Origin of the sequence: Promicromonospora sp. CA-289599, assembly GCF_050936155.1 — a bacterium.
Taxonomy (GTDB): domain Bacteria; phylum Actinomycetota; class Actinomycetes; order Actinomycetales; family Cellulomonadaceae; genus Promicromonospora.
In genome coordinates this window covers 631,020-645,768 of the sequence record NZ_JBNJNI010000001.1, presented here as the reverse complement: position 1 = coordinate 645,768, position 14,749 = coordinate 631,020, and the positions used below count along the sequence as shown (strand labels likewise).

General features: G+C 71.5%; 13 protein-coding genes. 6 read left to right on the top strand and 7 right to left on the bottom strand.

What is annotated here, in order from left to right; genetic code table 11:
• Nucleotides 1–1,278, bottom strand: a complete 1,278-nt coding sequence (locus ACQEVI_RS02705; protein ID WP_432894381.1) for an extracellular solute-binding protein — start codon at nucleotides 1,276–1,278, stop codon at nucleotides 1–3.
• Between the two features lie 186 nt (nucleotides 1,279–1,464).
• Between ACQEVI_RS02705 and ACQEVI_RS02700 the strand changes: the two genes are divergently transcribed.
• Nucleotides 1,465–2,472: a LacI family DNA-binding transcriptional regulator gene (locus ACQEVI_RS02700; RefSeq protein WP_432894379.1), complete on the top strand. Its 1,008-nt coding sequence runs from the start codon at nucleotides 1,465–1,467 to the stop codon at nucleotides 2,470–2,472.
• Between the two features lie 22 nt (nucleotides 2,473–2,494).
• Here the strand turns inward: ACQEVI_RS02700 and ACQEVI_RS02695 are convergent, their stop codons facing one another.
• Nucleotides 2,495–3,259, bottom strand: a complete 765-nt coding sequence (locus ACQEVI_RS02695) for a lysophospholipid acyltransferase family protein (protein WP_432894377.1) — start codon at nucleotides 3,257–3,259, stop codon at nucleotides 2,495–2,497.
• 57 nt (nucleotides 3,260–3,316) lie between these two features.
• On the opposite strand from ACQEVI_RS02695, the gene ACQEVI_RS02690 reads away from it, so the two are divergent.
• Complete coding sequence (locus tag ACQEVI_RS02690) at nucleotides 3,317–3,970, top strand: hypothetical protein (RefSeq protein WP_432894375.1); 654 nt, start codon at nucleotides 3,317–3,319, stop codon at nucleotides 3,968–3,970.
• A 79-nt stretch (nucleotides 3,971–4,049) separates the two neighbouring features.
• Here ACQEVI_RS02690 and ACQEVI_RS02685 read toward each other — a convergent pair whose 3' ends face one another.
• Complete coding sequence (locus ACQEVI_RS02685; RefSeq protein WP_116676022.1) at nucleotides 4,050–4,994, bottom strand: ROK family glucokinase; 945 nt, start codon at nucleotides 4,992–4,994, stop codon at nucleotides 4,050–4,052.
• A 165-nt stretch (nucleotides 4,995–5,159) separates the two neighbouring features.
• Between ACQEVI_RS02685 and ACQEVI_RS02680 the strand changes: the two genes are divergently transcribed.
• Nucleotides 5,160–6,989 carry an AMP-dependent synthetase/ligase gene (locus tag ACQEVI_RS02680; protein ID WP_432894373.1) on the top strand — a complete coding sequence of 610 codons (1,830 nt, stop codon included), beginning with the start codon at nucleotides 5,160–5,162 and terminating at the stop codon, nucleotides 6,987–6,989.
• A gap of 103 nt (nucleotides 6,990–7,092) precedes the next feature.
• Here the strand turns inward: ACQEVI_RS02680 and ACQEVI_RS02675 are convergent, their stop codons facing one another.
• The gene (locus ACQEVI_RS02675) at nucleotides 7,093–7,578 is read right to left on the bottom strand and encodes a GNAT family N-acetyltransferase (protein WP_432894371.1); all 486 of its coding nucleotides are present in this window, start codon (nucleotides 7,576–7,578) and stop codon (nucleotides 7,093–7,095) included.
• 294 nt (nucleotides 7,579–7,872) lie between these two features.
• Between ACQEVI_RS02675 and ACQEVI_RS02670 the strand changes: the two genes are divergently transcribed.
• The gene (locus tag ACQEVI_RS02670; protein ID WP_432894369.1) at nucleotides 7,873–9,099 is read left to right on the top strand and encodes a pyrophosphate--fructose-6-phosphate 1-phosphotransferase; all 1,227 of its coding nucleotides are present in this window, start codon (nucleotides 7,873–7,875) and stop codon (nucleotides 9,097–9,099) included.
• Between the two features lie 67 nt (nucleotides 9,100–9,166).
• Nucleotides 9,167–10,528, top strand: coding sequence for a class II 3-deoxy-7-phosphoheptulonate synthase (locus ACQEVI_RS02665; RefSeq protein WP_432894367.1), 1,362 nt, complete (start codon nucleotides 9,167–9,169; stop codon nucleotides 10,526–10,528).
• 8 nt (nucleotides 10,529–10,536) lie between these two features.
• Here ACQEVI_RS02665 and ACQEVI_RS02660 read toward each other — a convergent pair whose 3' ends face one another.
• Nucleotides 10,537–10,902 carry an Rv2175c family DNA-binding protein gene (locus ACQEVI_RS02660; RefSeq protein WP_432894365.1) on the bottom strand — a complete coding sequence of 122 codons (366 nt, stop codon included), beginning with the start codon at nucleotides 10,900–10,902 and terminating at the stop codon, nucleotides 10,537–10,539.
• Between the two features lie 116 nt (nucleotides 10,903–11,018).
• Here ACQEVI_RS02660 and pknB point away from each other — a divergent pair, with 116 nt between their 5' ends.
• On the top strand, nucleotides 11,019–12,908 hold the full coding sequence (gene pknB, locus ACQEVI_RS02655; RefSeq protein WP_432894363.1) for a Stk1 family PASTA domain-containing Ser/Thr kinase: 1,890 nt from the start codon (nucleotides 11,019–11,021) through the stop codon (nucleotides 12,906–12,908).
• 48 nt (nucleotides 12,909–12,956) lie between these two features.
• Here the strand turns inward: pknB and ACQEVI_RS02650 are convergent, their stop codons facing one another.
• Together ACQEVI_RS02650 and ACQEVI_RS02645 are read right to left on the bottom strand one after the other, a co-directional pair.
• Entirely contained in the window at nucleotides 12,957–14,114 is a 1,158-nt protein-coding gene (locus tag ACQEVI_RS02650; RefSeq protein ID WP_432894361.1) for a polyprenyl synthetase family protein, read from the bottom strand.
• A gap of 9 nt (nucleotides 14,115–14,123) precedes the next feature.
• Entirely contained in the window at nucleotides 14,124–14,726 is a 603-nt protein-coding gene (locus ACQEVI_RS02645; RefSeq protein ID WP_432894360.1) for a hypothetical protein, read from the bottom strand.
• Nucleotides 14,727–14,749 lie beyond the last annotated feature (23 nt).

Sequence of the window (14,749 nt, the reverse complement as noted above, 5' to 3'; positions counted from 1 at the left end):
TCAGTCCAGACCCGTCCCGATAGTGGTCGCGGCGTCCTGCATCTGCGTGGCCGCGTCCTGGGGGCTGATGTCGCCGGCGATGACCTGCTCGATGATCAGGTCGAGCTCGTGCTCGATCTCGGCCCAGGTCGGGATCGCCGGGGTCGAGCGAGCGGTCTCGAGCACGTCCTGGTAGACGGCGACCGCCCCGTCGTCGGCCAGCGCCGGGTCGTCCCACGACTCCTGCACGGCAGGCAGGTCGTTGGAGATCTCGAACCAGTCGACCTGGGTGGCGGGGTCGGTGGCGAACTGGACGAACTTCCAGGCCGCGTCGGGGTTGGCGGCGTCGGCCAGGACGCCGAGGTTGGAGCCACCGATGAACGAACCGGTCGCCTCGTCCGCGGGCAGCGGCACCACGCCGAACGAGTCGGCGAAGTCGTCGCCCGCCGTCGTCAGCAGGTTGGCGCGCTCCCAGGGCCCGGAGACGAACGAGCCGAGGTCGCCGTCGATGAAGTTCTGCACCTTCTCCTCCTCGACGAGCACCGGCGGGGCGAGCCCGTCGCGCATGAAGGAGGAGTAGTACTCCAGGGCCTTGACCTGGGCGTCGTCGTCGAGCGTGAACTCGCCCGCGTCGTCCAGGATCTCGCCGCCCGCCTGCCAGTAGAACGGCAGGTACATCAGGGCGGTGGAGTTGCCGCGCGTCTGGAGCGCGATGCCGTGCTCGGCACCGGCGTCCTGCAGCCCGGCGGCGAAGTCCGTGAGGTCCGCCCAGGTCTTCGGCGCCTCCAGGCCGTCCTGCTCCGCGAGGTCCTTGCGGTAGTACAGGACGCGCGACTCGACGTACCAGGGCACGCCGTAGGACGTCCCGTCGACGACGGTGGTGTCCCACGCGCCCGGGAAGAAGGCCTCGGAGTCGATGTCGTCCGGCGTGGGCGCGAGCCCGCCGAGCTCCACGAAGCCGCTCACGAGGGTGGTGCCGACCTGCATGACGTCGGGCACCTCACCGGTCGCGATGGCGGTGTTGATCTTCTCGGTCGACGACTCCCACGGCACGGGCGTCACGTTCACCGTGACGTCGGGGTTGTCGGCCTCGAACCGCTCGGCGAGCTCGGGCAGCAGCTCGCCCTCCGTGCCCATCGCCCAGACCTCGACGGTGCCGGTGGCGGGACCGTCCGAGATGCTGCTGGCACTGTCTGCAGTGGTGCCGGCCTCGTCGCTGCGGCCGCACCCGGTGAGGGCGAGGGCCAGCGTGAGGGTCGACGCCGTCGCCGCTGCGACGAGGCGAGGTGTCCTGTTCACGATCACTCCTTTGTTGATCTCGCTGTTCCGAAATTTCGAAGCTCAATCTCGGAAAGACCACGGGAGGTTAGACGTGGGTCGCTGCGCTGTCAATGGCAGCGCCTGCCGGGATATCAGCGCATGTCCCGACGTCGGCTACGATCCTGATTTCGGAAACTCGATCTCGCCCAGGCCGACGGAGGACCCATGGCACAGGACCAGTCCCGCATCCCGCTCGCGGTCGTCGCGGCCGAGGCGGGCGTGTCGGTCCCGACGGTCTCGAAGGTCCTCAACACGCGGCCCGACGTCGCGGGCGCCACCCGCGCGCGGGTCACGGAGGTGCTGGAGCGTCACGGGTACGTCGTTCGCCCGCCGTCGGCGAAGCCCACGGGCATGATCGACGTGCGGATCGTCGACTTCGAGGGCACGTGGTCCGAGGCGGTGGTCCGCGGCGCCGTCGCGGGCGCCCGGCGGTTCGGGCTCGACGTCGTCCTGGCGGTCGAGCCGGACCCCGACGACTGCAGCGCCTGGGTGCGGCACGCGCTGGAGCGCGGCACCGACGGCCTGGTCAGCATCGTCGCGGTGCCCGACGCCGACGCGCGCCGCGCGCTGGAGGACACGGGCACGCCGCTCGTCGTCGTCGACCCGCGGCAGCGGCCGCCCGAGGGCATGCTCAGTGTCGGGGCCACCAACTTCCAGGGCGGGCTCGAGGCGACGGCGCACCTGCTGGGGCTCGGCCACCGGCGCATCGCCACGATCACCGGCGCGCTCGAGCAGGACAACGCCATCGCGCGGCTCGCGGGCTACCGCGCAGCGATGATCCGGGCCGGCGCCCCCACGGACGACGAGCTCGTGTACGTCGGTGCCTACGGCGTGACGTCGGGGTACGAGGGCGCCCAGCGGCTCATGGCCCTGGACGAGCCGCCCACGGCGATCTTCGCCAGCAGCGACGACACGGCCCTCGGCGCGCTGCGCGCGCTGCGCGAGGCCGGGCTCTCGGTGCCGCGCGACGTCTCGCTCGTCGGCTTCGACGACCTGCCGATCGCGCCGTGGATCGACCCGGCGCTCACCACCGTGCGCCAGCCGCTCGCGGAGATGGGCGCCACTGCCGTCGACCTGGTGCACCGGGCCCGCACGGCCAGTGGCCACACGCTCCGCACCGAGCTGGCCACCACCCTGGTGGAGCGCTCGTCGACGGCTCCGCCACCCCGCTGACCCTCTCCCGACAGAGAGAGGTTCAGCGCTGGGGGCGCTGCGGCTTCTCGACCTCCGGGAGGGGCAGGCCGCCGGGGCCCTCCTCGGACGCGGGGGGCAGCGGTTCGCCGCGGGCCATGCGCTCCTTGGCGCTGGCCGCGTACGCGTCGACGTACTCCTGGCCGGACAGCGCCAGGATCGCGTACTCGATCTCGTCGGCGACCGCGCGCAGCACGAACTTGTCGGTCTCCATGCCCTTGTACCGGCTGAAGTCGAGCGGCTCGCCGATCACCGCGCCGAGCGGCATGAACGTGGGCAGGCCCCGGCCGGGCGGCTGGGCGACGTCGGTGTCGACCATGGCGACCGGGATGACCGGGGCACCCGACTCCAGCGCCATCCGGGCGACACCGGTCTTCGCCTTGTAGAGGCGGCCGTCGGGGCTGCGGGTGCCCTCGGGGTAGATGCCGAACAGGTTGCCCTCGCGCAGCACGCGCAGCCCCGTGCGCAGTGCGGCCTCGCTCGCGGCGCCGCCGGAGCGGTCCACGGGGATCATGCCGATGCCCGTCATGAACCAGGCCACGATCTTGCCCTTGACGCCCTTGCCCGTGAAGTAGTCGGACTTGGCGAGGAAGGTCACCCGGCGCGGGACCAGGAGCGGCAGGATGAACGAGTCGATCACCGCGAGGTGGTTGCTCGCCATGATCGCCGGGCCTGTTCGCGGCACGTTCTTGGCGCCGATGACCCACGGCTTGTACGCGAGGCGCAGCCACGGGCCGACCAGCAGGTTCCGCATCACCCAGTAGAACAAGATCTTCCTCCTCCAGACCCGGCCCCGCGGGCCCCCCGACGACAATAGAGTGTGCGCATGGCCGCATCGAACACCGACGACCGAGACGACGACGTGCCCGGCGAGACCCCACGCGAGCTGGGCGACGACGACGTGGCCTCGCGCTGGGCCGACATCGTCGCAACCCTCGGCGACCTGGGTGCCTCGCGGGCAGACGGCGCGGCCGACGACCCTACGAGGCCCGCCGAATCCTCTCAGACTTCGCGGCCGGATGACGAGCGGCCGGGTAGCGAGCGGCCGGCTGGCGAGCGGCCGGATGACGAGAGCACCGCCGACGACGGCGCCGGGGATCGTGCGGGCGATCGTGCGGGCGACCGCTCCGACGAGCCGGCGACCGGGTCGCGCGTGATCCTGCCCGCCGGCCCGCGCGACTGGCCGCTGACGCCGGAGATCGAGGCGCTCGAGGAGGCGGAGTCCCACTTCACGCCGCCGGAGCCGCCGCCGCTGATGTCGCGCGACCCGCTGCTCACGATGGCCTGGAGCTTCGTCGTGGGTGTTCCGGTGCTGGCCCTGATCGGCATGATCGTGTCGGCGGCGATGTCATCAGTGTCGATCCCGCCGCTGGCCGGGCAGATCGGCCTCGGTCTGTTCGTGGCCGGGCTCGGCGTGCTGATCTGGCGCATGCCTCACCAGCGGGACCCCGACGACGACGGGCCGGGCGCCGTCGTCTGACGGCGCAACACGCCGTAGAACGTGTCAGAAGCTCAGTTCACCCGGGTGAACTGAGCTTCTGACACGTCGGCTGGTGGTCTCAGCGGCGGGCGAGGTCCGCCGCGCCGACGATGCCGGCCTCGTTGCCGTGCTCGGCCAGCTCGATCTTCGCCACGGGCCGGTGGCCCATCGCGGACAGCTGGGCCTCGAAGCCCCGCCGGACCGGACCGAGCAGCAGCTCGCCGGCCGCGCCCACGCCACCGCCGATGACGATGAGCTCCGGGTCGAGCAGAGCCGCCACCGACGCCGAGCCCTCACCGATCCAGCGCCCGAGCGTGGCGAGCAGCTCGATCGCGAGCTCGTCGCCCTCCTGGGCGGCCTGCGTCACCATCTTGCCGCGGATCCCCGCAGGGTCGCCGCCCGCGAGCTCCAGCAGCCGCTTCGCCTGTCCGTCGCGCGCCACCGCGGCGTGCTGGGCGTCGCGCTCCAGCGCGCTGCCCGATGCGTACTGCTCCCAGCAGCCCTCGTGTCCACAGCCGCAGTAGTGCCCCTCCGGCACCACGCGCATGTGCCCGACCTCGGCGGCCATGCCCCATTTTCCGCGCACGAGCTCCCGCTCGGAGATCACGGCGCCGCCGAGTCCGGTGCCGACCGTGAGCATGAGCATGTCGGTGGCGTCCCGGCCCGCGCCGAACCGGAACTCGGCCCAGCCCGCGGCGTTCGCGTCGTTCTCCACGACGATGGGCAGGTCGGCGTCGACCAGCTCGGCGACCTTCGCGGCCAGCGGGTACTCCCGCCACGCGATGTTGGGGGCGAAGTTCACGGACGTCCGGTCCGGGCTGACGAAGCCCGCCGCGGCGAGCCCGATCGCGCCGACCTCGTGCTCGCGGACGAGCTCGTTGCAGGCGTCGGCGATCGCCTTGTCGATGTGCGCGACGTCGTCGGCGTCGGTCTCCCGGCGTACCTGGGCGAGGATCTTGCCCTCCTCGTCGACGACTCCCACAGCGATCTTCGTGCCGCCGATGTCGACCCCGATGGCGTGCATTCGTCCTCACGTTCTCTCGTTTGCACGACGGCCACCCGGGCCGTCGAGAAGGGGACTGCACCGAAAGGTGCACAGAACCAGGGTAGCGACCGCCCGGAGTGCAACACGCGGCGTCCGTTTCCCGGTATCTTTGCAGGCACGGTCAGTACTGCCACTGGAGTCAGAATGGACGAGATCTTCAGCCCGATTCTCATCGAGCTGCCCCCCACCTCCAACCTCAACGATGTACTCGCGGATCGTGTCGGCGCCGGTGCCGACAAGCCGATGATGGAGGTCCCCGCAGGCAAGGGCGAGCCCTGGCGCGTCGTCACGGCCGGCCAGTTCGACGCCCAGGTGGTCGCGGTGGCGAAGGGCCTCGTGGCCCGCGGTATCGAGCCCGGTGACAAGGTCGGGATCATGTCCCGCACCCGGTACGAGTGGGCCGTGCTGGACTTCGCGGCCTGGGCCGCCGGCGCGGTGCCCGTACCGGTCTACGAGACCTCGTCGGCCGAACAGGTCGAGTGGATCCTGTCCGACGCCGACGTGAAGCTCGTCCTCACGGAGACCGCGGCCAACGCGGCCACCGTCGAAGAGGTGCGCGCCGACTGCCCCCACGTGACCGACGTGCTCGTCATCGACGACGGCGCGCTGGACGCACTCGAGGCCGCCGGAGCAGACGTGCCCGACACCGAGATCGCCCGTCGCCGGGCCCTCGCGGACCTCGACGACCTCGCCACGATCATCTACACGTCGGGCACCACGGGCCGCCCCAAGGGCGCCGAGCTGACGCACCGCAACTTCGCGTCGCTCGCCGTGAACGCCGTCGAGTCGGTGCCGGAGGTGTTTGCGCAGGGCGGACGCACCCTGCTGTTCATCCCGATGGCGCACGTGTTCGCGCGCTACATCCACGTGCTCGCCGTCGCGGGCGGCGTGGTCACCGGGCACTGGGGTGACACGACGACGCTGGTCGACGGGCTCGGCGAGTTCAGGCCGACGTTCATCCTCGCGGTGCCGCGCGTCTTCGAGAAGGTCTACAACACCGCCGAGCAGACGGCCGCGGCCGGCGGCAAGGCGAAGATCTTCCACTGGGCCACCGCGACGGGTATCGCGTGGTCGCGGGCGCTCGACACGCCGTCGGGCCCGAGCCTGGGCCTGAAGCTCCAGCACTCGGTCGCCAGCGCGCTGGTGTACTCCAAGCTGCGGGCCAAGCTGGGCGGCCAGGCGAAGTTCGCGGTCTCGGGCGGCGGGCCGCTCGGCGAGCGCCTCGGCCACTTCTACCGTGGCCTGGGCCTGAAGGTGCTCGAGGGCTACGGCCTCACCGAGTCCACCGCACCGACCAGCGTGAACCGTCCGACGGCGACGAAGATCGGCTCGGTGGGCCAGCAGCTTCCGGGCTGCGGGGCCAAGATCGCGGCGGACGGCGAGATCCTGCTCAAGGGCCACCACATCTTCCGCGGGTACCACAACAACGAGGCCGCGACCGCGGAGTCGTTCACCGAGGACGGCTGGTTCCTCACCGGTGACCTCGGGGTGCTGGACGACGACGGCTTCCTCACGATCACCGGTCGCAAGAAGGAGATCATCGTCACCGCGGGCGGCAAGAACGTCGCGCCCTCGAACCTCGAGGACCGGATCCGGTCGCACGCCCTGGTCAGCCAGTGCGTGGTGGTCGGAGACAACAAGCCGTACATCGGTGCGCTCGTGACGCTCGACGCGGAAGGACTGCCGGGCTGGCTGAAGATGCACGGCAAGCCCGCGCTGTCCGTGGACGAGGCCCGCAAGGACCCCGACGTCCTGGCCGCGCTGGACGAGGCGGTGCAGCGCGCCAACAAGGCGGTCTCGAAGGCCGAGTCGATCCGTAAGTACACGGTGCTGGCGGACGACCTGACCATCGAGAACGGGTACCTCACGCCGAAGCAGAGCGTGAAGCGGTCGGTGTTCCTGAAGGACTTCGACGCGGACGTCGAGCGCCTGTACGCGGACAAGAACAAGGAGAGCCTGCACCTCATCGGCTGAGGCTCCTCGGCCGGTCGCGCCGAACCAGAGCGGGTGTCCGAGTGCGCGCGTGGTCATCCCGCGTGCACTCGGACACCCGCTCTGGTTCGGCGCATCCTCTCCGTCAGCCGCTGGTGAACGAGATCCAGGTGTCCGGCGGCAGCTCCGGCCGGCCGGGCACCGCGCGGTGTTCCTCGGTCCACACGTGCCCGACGGCGTCGGTGGCCACCGCCCGCCAGAACCGCACCGCCGGCGGGTTGGCGTCCTGGAACGCGATCTCCCAGTGCCCCGGGAAGCTCGCCAGGGCGTGCGCCGCGAGCTCCCGCCCGACGCCGCTCCTTCGTGCTCCGCGGACCACGAAGAACGAGCTGAGCACGCGGGTCGGGCCGTCCAGCCCCCGGACCAGAGCGAAGCCGACGGGTGACGGTGGAGCGTCGTCGGACTCCAGGTGGGCGAGGATCCCGCTGCGACCCGGGTCGGTGAACGTCACGTCAAGCCGTTCGCGCCGGAACTGGCCGGTCGGGTCGGGGAGCGCCCCGGTGATCTCCGACATGTCGTGCCGGAACAGCAGCCAGAGCCGCTCCAGCACCGGGCGATCGGCGGGAGTCACGGGCCGGATCGTCAGCCGTGCGGGCACGGATTCAGGAGAGTTCGTCATAACAGAAAGCCTCCCGGGCCATTAGGCAACCGGGAGGCTCAGGACAATTCTCTCATGTACTACGGGCCCGAGTCGAGACGCAAGTCGGTCGGCGGCAGGGGGACCGTCCCTCGGGCGGCGTGCTCATTCACCGGACGTGCCGGGCACTGTCGGCAGCCGTCAGTAGGATGACGACGAAGGGTGCCGCGCGGGCGATCGCCGGCAGCGGCGCCCGTGAACTTTTCCCGATGAGAGGTGCTCCTGAAGATGGCTGTTCGTCGTGTGGCTCTGCTGACCGCCGGCGGCTTCGCGCCCTGCCTGTCGTCCTCGGTCGGTGGCCTGATCGAGCGTTACACCGAGCTCGACCCCGAGATCGAGATCATCGCCTACCTGCACGGCTACCACGGCCTGCTGACGGGCAACAAGATCGAGATCGGCGAGGAGGCCCGCAAGCAGGCGCACGTCCTGCACCGGTTCGGCGGTTCGCCGATCGGCAACTCGCGCGTCAAGCTCACCAACGTCAAGGACGCCGTCAAGCGCGGCCTCGTCAAGGAGGGGCAGGACCCGCTGCACGTCGCCGCGGAGCAGCTCAAGGCCGACGGCGTGGACGTGCTGCACACCATCGGTGGCGACGACACCAACACGACGGCCGCGGACCTCGCCGCCTACCTGCACGACAACGGCTACGAGCTCACCGTCGTCGGCCTGCCGAAGACGATCGACAACGACGTCGTGCCGATCAAGCAGTCGCTGGGCGCGTGGACCGCCGCCGAGGAGGGCGCGAAGTTCGCGGCCAACATCATCGGTGAGAACCGTGTGGGCCCGCGCATGCTGATCGTGCACGAGGTCATGGGCCGCCACTGCGGCTGGCTGACGGCCGCGACGGCCGGCAAGTACCGCGAGTGGCTCGACGAGCAGGAGTGGGCGCCCGCCCTCGGCCTGTCGCGCGAGCGCTGGGACGTGCACGCCGTGTTCCTGCCCGAGCTGGAGATCGACCTCGAGGGCGAGGCCAAGCGCCTGCGCGGCGTCATGGACGAGATCGGCAACGTCAACATCTTCCTGTCGGAGGGTGCGGGCATGCACGAGATCGTGGCCCAGCTCGAGGCCGCGGGCGAGACCGTGGAGCGCGACCCGTTCGGCCACGTCAAGCTGGACACGATCAACCCCGGCCAGTGGTTCGCGAAGCAGTTCGCGGAGAAGCTGGGCGCCGAGAAGACCATGGTGCAGAAGTCGGGCTACTACTCGCGCGCCGCGGCCGCGAACAGCGACGACCTGCGCCTGATCAAGTCGATGACCGACTACGCGGTGGAGTGCGCGCTGCGCGGGGAGTCCGGCGTCATCGGTCACGACGAGGAGGACGGCGACCGCCTCAAGGCGATCGCGTTCCCGCGGATCGCCGGCGGCAAGGCGTTCGACGTCTCGCAGGAGTGGTTCGGCGAGCTCCTCGCGGACATCGGCCAGCCCCTCGTGCCGGCCGCCCCGGCGGAGCACTGAGCACCGTGCGGGCACCCCTTGCAGCGGACTTGGTAGCGGACTCGGTAGCGAACGGACCGGCGAACCGATGAGCACTGTCACAGATCCGGCCGAACGGTCGGCAGACCCGGCAGGTCTCGACCACTACCGCACGCTCACGGCGCTCCAGCAGCCCACGTGGCCGGACCTGGCGGCGCTCGCGGCCGCCACCGGCCGCCTGGCGCAGGCCGCGCCGATAGTGGTGCCCGCACAGGCCGACATCCTGACCGAGCGGCTCGCCGCCGCCGGTCGGGGTGAGGCGTTCCTGCTCCAGGGTGGGGACTGCGCGGAGACGTTCGCCGAGGCGAACGCCGACCGCATCCGCAACAAGATCCGCACCATCCTGCAGATGGCGGTGGTGCTCACCCACGGGGCGAGCACGCCGGTCGTGAAGATGGGCCGCATGGCGGGGCAGTACGCCAAGCCGCGCTCCAGCGACACCGAGACGCGCGACGGTGTGACCCTGCCCGCCTACCGCGGCGACATGATCAACGGGTTCCCGTTCACACCGGAGGCCCGCATCCCCGACCCGGAACGGCTCGAGCAGGCCTACCGGATCTCGGCCGCCACGGCCAATGTCGTGCGGGCCTTCACGCAGGGTGGCTTCGCCGACCTGCGCCAGGTGCACGAGTGGAACCGCGGCTTCATGCGCAACCCCGCCTACGCGCGGTACGAGAAGACGGCGGACGAGATCGACCGTGCCATCCGGTTCATGCACGCGTGCGGTGCTGACTTCGACGCTCTGCGCTCCGTCGAGTTCTTCCTGAGCCACGAGGCCCTCGTGCTCGACTACGAACGCGCGCTGACCCGCACCGACCAGCGCACCGGACGGTCCTACGACACCAGCGCGCACTTCCTCTGGATCGGGGAACGCACCCGCCAGCTCGACGGCGCCCACGTCGACTTCATGTCCCGCATCGCCAACCCGATAGGCGTGAAGCTCGGCCCGGGGACGACGCCGCACGACGCCCTGGCGCTCACCGAACGGCTGAACCCGGACAACGTGCCGGGACGGCTCACGTTCATCACGCGCATGGGCGCCGGGCGGGTCCGCGACGTGCTGCCGACCATCGTCGAGGCTGTGACCTGGTCCGGCGCGAACGTCACGTGGGTGACGGACCCGATGCACGGCAACACCATCACCTCGGACAGTGGGTACAAGACCCGCCGGCTGACGGACGTGCTCGACGAGGTCGCCGGGTTCTTCGAGGTGCACAAGACGCTGGGCACCGTGCCGGGCGGGCTGCACATGGAGCTCACGGGCGACGACGTCACCGAGGTGCTGGGCGGAGCCGAGGAGATCTCCGACGCGGGCCTGGCGCTGCGCTACGAGACCCTCGTGGACCCGCGCCTGAACCACCAGCAGTCGCTGGAGCTGGCGTTCCAGGTGGCGGAGATGCTGCGCGGCTGACCAGACGGTCAGAGCAGGGTCTGTGCCACCCGGCGCACCGCTGCGCGCTTGCCGCTGATCAGGGCGTCCACCGGCTGCTCACCGAGCTCGTCGTTCGGTGTGAACAGCCACTCGAGGATCTCCTCGTCGGTGAACCCGGCGTCGGCCAGCACGATCACGGTGCCGCGCAGCGTCGGGATGACGCCGGGGCGGCCGTCGACCTCCGGCAGCACGAACTTGGCGGGCACCTGGAAGATGGTGCGCTCGCCACGCTTGATACCGACGACGTGCCGGTCACGGACCAGGCCGCGGGCCTTGCCGACCTCGATGCCGAGGATCTCGGAGAGGTCGGGAAGGTTCAGCCATTCGCCAACGAGGGCGTCGAGATCTGTCACGGTAGAAGGGTATGCGACGGGGCACGGGCCGGGGCGCCGCAACGATCCGGCAACGGCCTGGTGTCCACAATGAGAGTTTCAGTCCGGGCGTGGGTGGTCACCCGTACACTCCCACCGTGGCTCAGGTGACGGCAGACCCTCTCATCGGCCGCCTGGTCGACGGGCGGTACCAGATAGTCGCGCGCGTGGCGCGTGGCGGCATGGCCACGGTGTACCGCGCGCACGACGGCCGCCTGAACCGTGAGATCGCTCTGAAGGTGATGCACCCCCACCTGGCCGACGGCGAGCAGGCCGCGAGCTTCCGGGAGCGTTTCGAGCGTGAGGCCCGCTCTGCGGCGGGCCTGCAGCACCACGGCGTGGTGGCGGTCTACGACCAGGGCACCGACGGCGACATGCGCTACCTGACCATGGAGTACGTGCCGGGTACCAACCTGCGCCACCTGATCAGCAGCGGAGAGCTCACGCTGCGCCGCTCGTTCGCGGTCCTCGACGTGGTGCTCTCCGCGCTGGCCGCCGCGCACACCAAGGGGATAGTGCACCGGGACATCAAGCCCGAGAACGTGCTGCTGGAGGCGGGCACCGGCCGCCCGAAGGTCGCGGACTTCGGCCTGGCCCGCGCCATCTCCGAGGTGTCCAACACCACGACGGGCACCGTGCTGGGCACCGTCGCCTACCTCGCTCCCGAGACGATCTCGACCGGGCACGTCGACATGCGCGCCGACGTGTACGCCGTGGGCATCCTCGCCTTCGAGATGTTCACCGGCCGGCTGCCGCACGCGGGGGAGGGGCCCATCCAGGTCGCGTACGCGCACGTCAACAGCGACGTGCCGCCCGTGAGCGCGTTCGCGGGCCATCTGGGCCGCCCGCTGGACCTGCTCGTCCGTGCGCTCACCGCCCGCGACCCGGACCGCCGCCCGCGCGACGCCGCGATCGCGCTCGACGCCCTCCGGAACACGTTCCAGCAGATCCCGAACGAGGTGCTGGACATCCCCGCCAGCGCCGCGCCGCCGCCGTCGTCGGCCGCCGTGAAGGCGGCGCGGACCGCTGTGGTGGAGCGGCCGGCGGCCGGGCGCTGGGTCGCCCAGCAGTCGCCCCCGCCTCCTCCGCCGCCGTCCGTGGAGAAGCCCCGGCGAGGCGGCAAGATCCTGCTGGCCCTCGCGCTGGTAGCCGTCCTCGCGGGCGCCTGGTGGTACACGGAGAGCGGCCCGGGCGCCTATTCGGTGGTGCCCGACGGCGTGGTGGGCGCCAGCGCGCAGGCTGCCGAGGAGGCACTCACCGCGGCCGGGCTGGAGTCGTCGAGCGTCGAGCAGCACGACTCCGACGTGCCGGAGGGTGAGGTCATCTCGGTGATGCCCGACGAGGGGCAGCGCTGGCACCGCGACCAGCCGGTACGCCTGGTGGTCTCGCTCGGGCAGGAGCTCGCCGAGGTGCCGGAGGGCCTCGTCGGCATGCTGGAGGACGACGCGCGGTCCGCCCTGAAGGGCGTGGGCCTCACCGACGTCGAGGTCTCGCGCGAGTACACGAACGACGGCCCGCGGAACGAGGTCATCTGGGCCTCGGTCCGCGACGGCGACATGGTGCCGACGGACGAGCGCGTCCGGCTCACCGTCTCCGACGGCCCACCACCGGTCACCGTGCCCGACGTCGCGGGGCTGGAGATCGACGACGCCACCGACACGCTGAGCGCCGAGGGGTTCAAGGCCGTACGGGAGGACGCCTTCGACGAGACGGTGCCGGCCGGCACGGTGATCCGGTCCGACCCCGGCGAGGGCAAGGGCGCCGAGAAGGGCGCGACCATCACGCTGTTCGTCAGCATGGGCCCGGAGGGCACCGTCCCCGACGTCGTCGGCATGACGGTCGAGGAGGCGGAGGGACTGCTCGAGAAGGCCGGCTACGAGGTGGAGGTGCGCGGCTTCGGCGAGCTGTTCGGCGGCGTCCTGGAGTCCGACCCGGCCGCGGGGGAGCAGCTGGAGCAGGGCGGCGTGGTCACGATCTGGACCCTGTGACCTGACCCGGGGGAGGCCGGTTCGCCCAATCGGTTCGCCCAGCCCGGTTCACGCAGCCCGGTCGACGGCGGCGTGGGCCAGGTCGGTCAGCACGCTCCGGCCGGGCTCGCTCAGGTCCGCGAGGCCCAGCAGGGCGTGTGCCCGGACGGCGAGGTCGTCGATGAGGTGCTCGACGGCGTCCAGCGCGCCCGAGCTGACGATCACCTCGCGGACCCTGGTGACGTCCCCCTCGGCGAGGTCGGGGTCGCCGAGCGCTGCGGTCAGCGTCGCGGCGTCCGACCCGTCCGACCCGTCCGGGTCGGGCAGCAGGGCGAGGGTGCGTGCCACGATCACCGTGCGCTTGCCCTCGCGCAGGTCGTCACCGGCGGGCTTGCCCGTGACCGCGGGGTCGCCGAAGACACCGAGCACGTCGTCACGGAGCTGGAAGGCCTCGCCCAGGGGCAGGCCGGCCGCCTCGATCTCGGCCGCGGCCTGCGCTCCCCGGCCGGCCAGCAGCGCGCCCAGCGCGAGCGGCGCGGCCACCGAGTAGCTGGCGGACTTGGCCCGCAGCACCTTCCGGGCGCGCTCCTCGTCCGAGGCGGGGTCGTCGCCCCAGGGTTCCGCCTGGACCAGCACGTCGAGGTACTGGCCCACGACCACCTCGCTCTGCATGGTGTCGAACCGGGCACGGGCCGCCTCGGCGACGTCGGCCGGAAGCGGCGCGAGCGCCGCGGAGAGCTCGCGCTGCGCGGCGAGGAGCACGAGGTCCCCGAGCAGGATCGCCGTGGCGTCGCCGAACCGCACCGGCTCGCCGGACCAGCCGGCGGAGGCATGCCTGGCGGCGAACGCGCGGTGCGTGGTCGGGCGGCCGCGGCGGGTGTCGGAGTTGTCCATCACGTCGTCGTGCAGCAGCGCCGCGGCCTGGAAGAGCTCGAGCGCGGCGCCCACCCGGACCGTGGCGACCCTGGCCAGGTCGGCGGGATCGGCGGAGCCGCCATGGGCACGGAAGGACCAGTAGCAGAACGCCGCCCGCAGCCGCTTGCCGCCCATCAGCAGCCCCGCCGCTTCCTCGACGATCGCCTCGGCGCTCGGGCTGATCGCGCTGACCTCGGCAGCCAGCCGGCCGAGGTGGGCGGTCACGGCGGCGTCGACGTCGGCACGGAGGTTCTCCGTGTCGAGCAGGGCTGCGGGGTTCAGGGCACCGGTACGGGCGGGTGATACGGACACGGCACCAGCCTATGGGGTACGGACCGTGCCGCTGATCGAGGCGAGGCGCCGATTCCCGTCGTCCAGCACGCCCACGACCAGCGACTCCTGGATCTCGCCCGCCTTCGTGCTGGAGACCCGCCGGAAGGCGGTCTGAGCGGTCAGGCCGCTCGACTCCGGGGCCGCGATCTGCTTGAAACCCTGCTCGACCAGGATCTTCTCGGCCTGGGCGACCACCTTGTCGGTCGACAGGCGCGACGCCAGGTTGAGCGTCACCTGCGTCATCGGGACCGGCTTGGCCTTCGAGCCCGCGGTGCTCTTCGGAGCAGGGCTCGCCGGGGCAGGTGCGGGACTCGCCGAGGAGGCGAGCAGGGTGGCGCCCTCCGGCATCGGGAACAGGTCCTTCGGGAATCCCTCGGCGTAGGTCGCGACCGCCGACGAGGGGTCGAAGGTCGGCAGCTCGGCAGGTCCGCCCGACGCCGCCGCCCGGGCCTCCGGCGTGCTCTCCGCGGTGGCGCCCGACACTCGCGGCTCCGTCCCGGCGCTCCCGCTACCGCACCCCGCGGTCGCGAGCGCCAGCCCGAGGGCGGCGGCGAGCGCTGCCGTGCGGCGGGCGGGGGCGAGGTGGGGCACGTTGCACACGGTAGCGGGAGAGA

Excerpts from the sequence above, each read along its gene's own strand:
- ACQEVI_RS02700 (WP_432894379.1), top strand. The coding sequence starts at position 1,465 with ATGGCACAGGACCAGTCCCGCATCCCGCTCGCGGTCGTCGCGGCCGAG.
- ACQEVI_RS02690 (WP_432894375.1), top strand. The coding sequence starts at position 3,317 with ATGGCCGCATCGAACACCGACGACCGAGACGACGACGTGCCCGGCGAG.
- ACQEVI_RS02685 (WP_116676022.1), bottom strand. The coding sequence starts at position 4,994 with ATGCACGCCATCGGGGTCGACATCGGCGGCACGAAGATCGCTGTGGGA.
- ACQEVI_RS02680 (WP_432894373.1), top strand. The coding sequence starts at position 5,160 with ATGGACGAGATCTTCAGCCCGATTCTCATCGAGCTGCCCCCCACCTCC.
- ACQEVI_RS02670 (WP_432894369.1), top strand. The coding sequence starts at position 7,873 with ATGGCTGTTCGTCGTGTGGCTCTGCTGACCGCCGGCGGCTTCGCGCCC.
- ACQEVI_RS02665 (WP_432894367.1), top strand. The coding sequence starts at position 9,167 with ATGAGCACTGTCACAGATCCGGCCGAACGGTCGGCAGACCCGGCAGGT.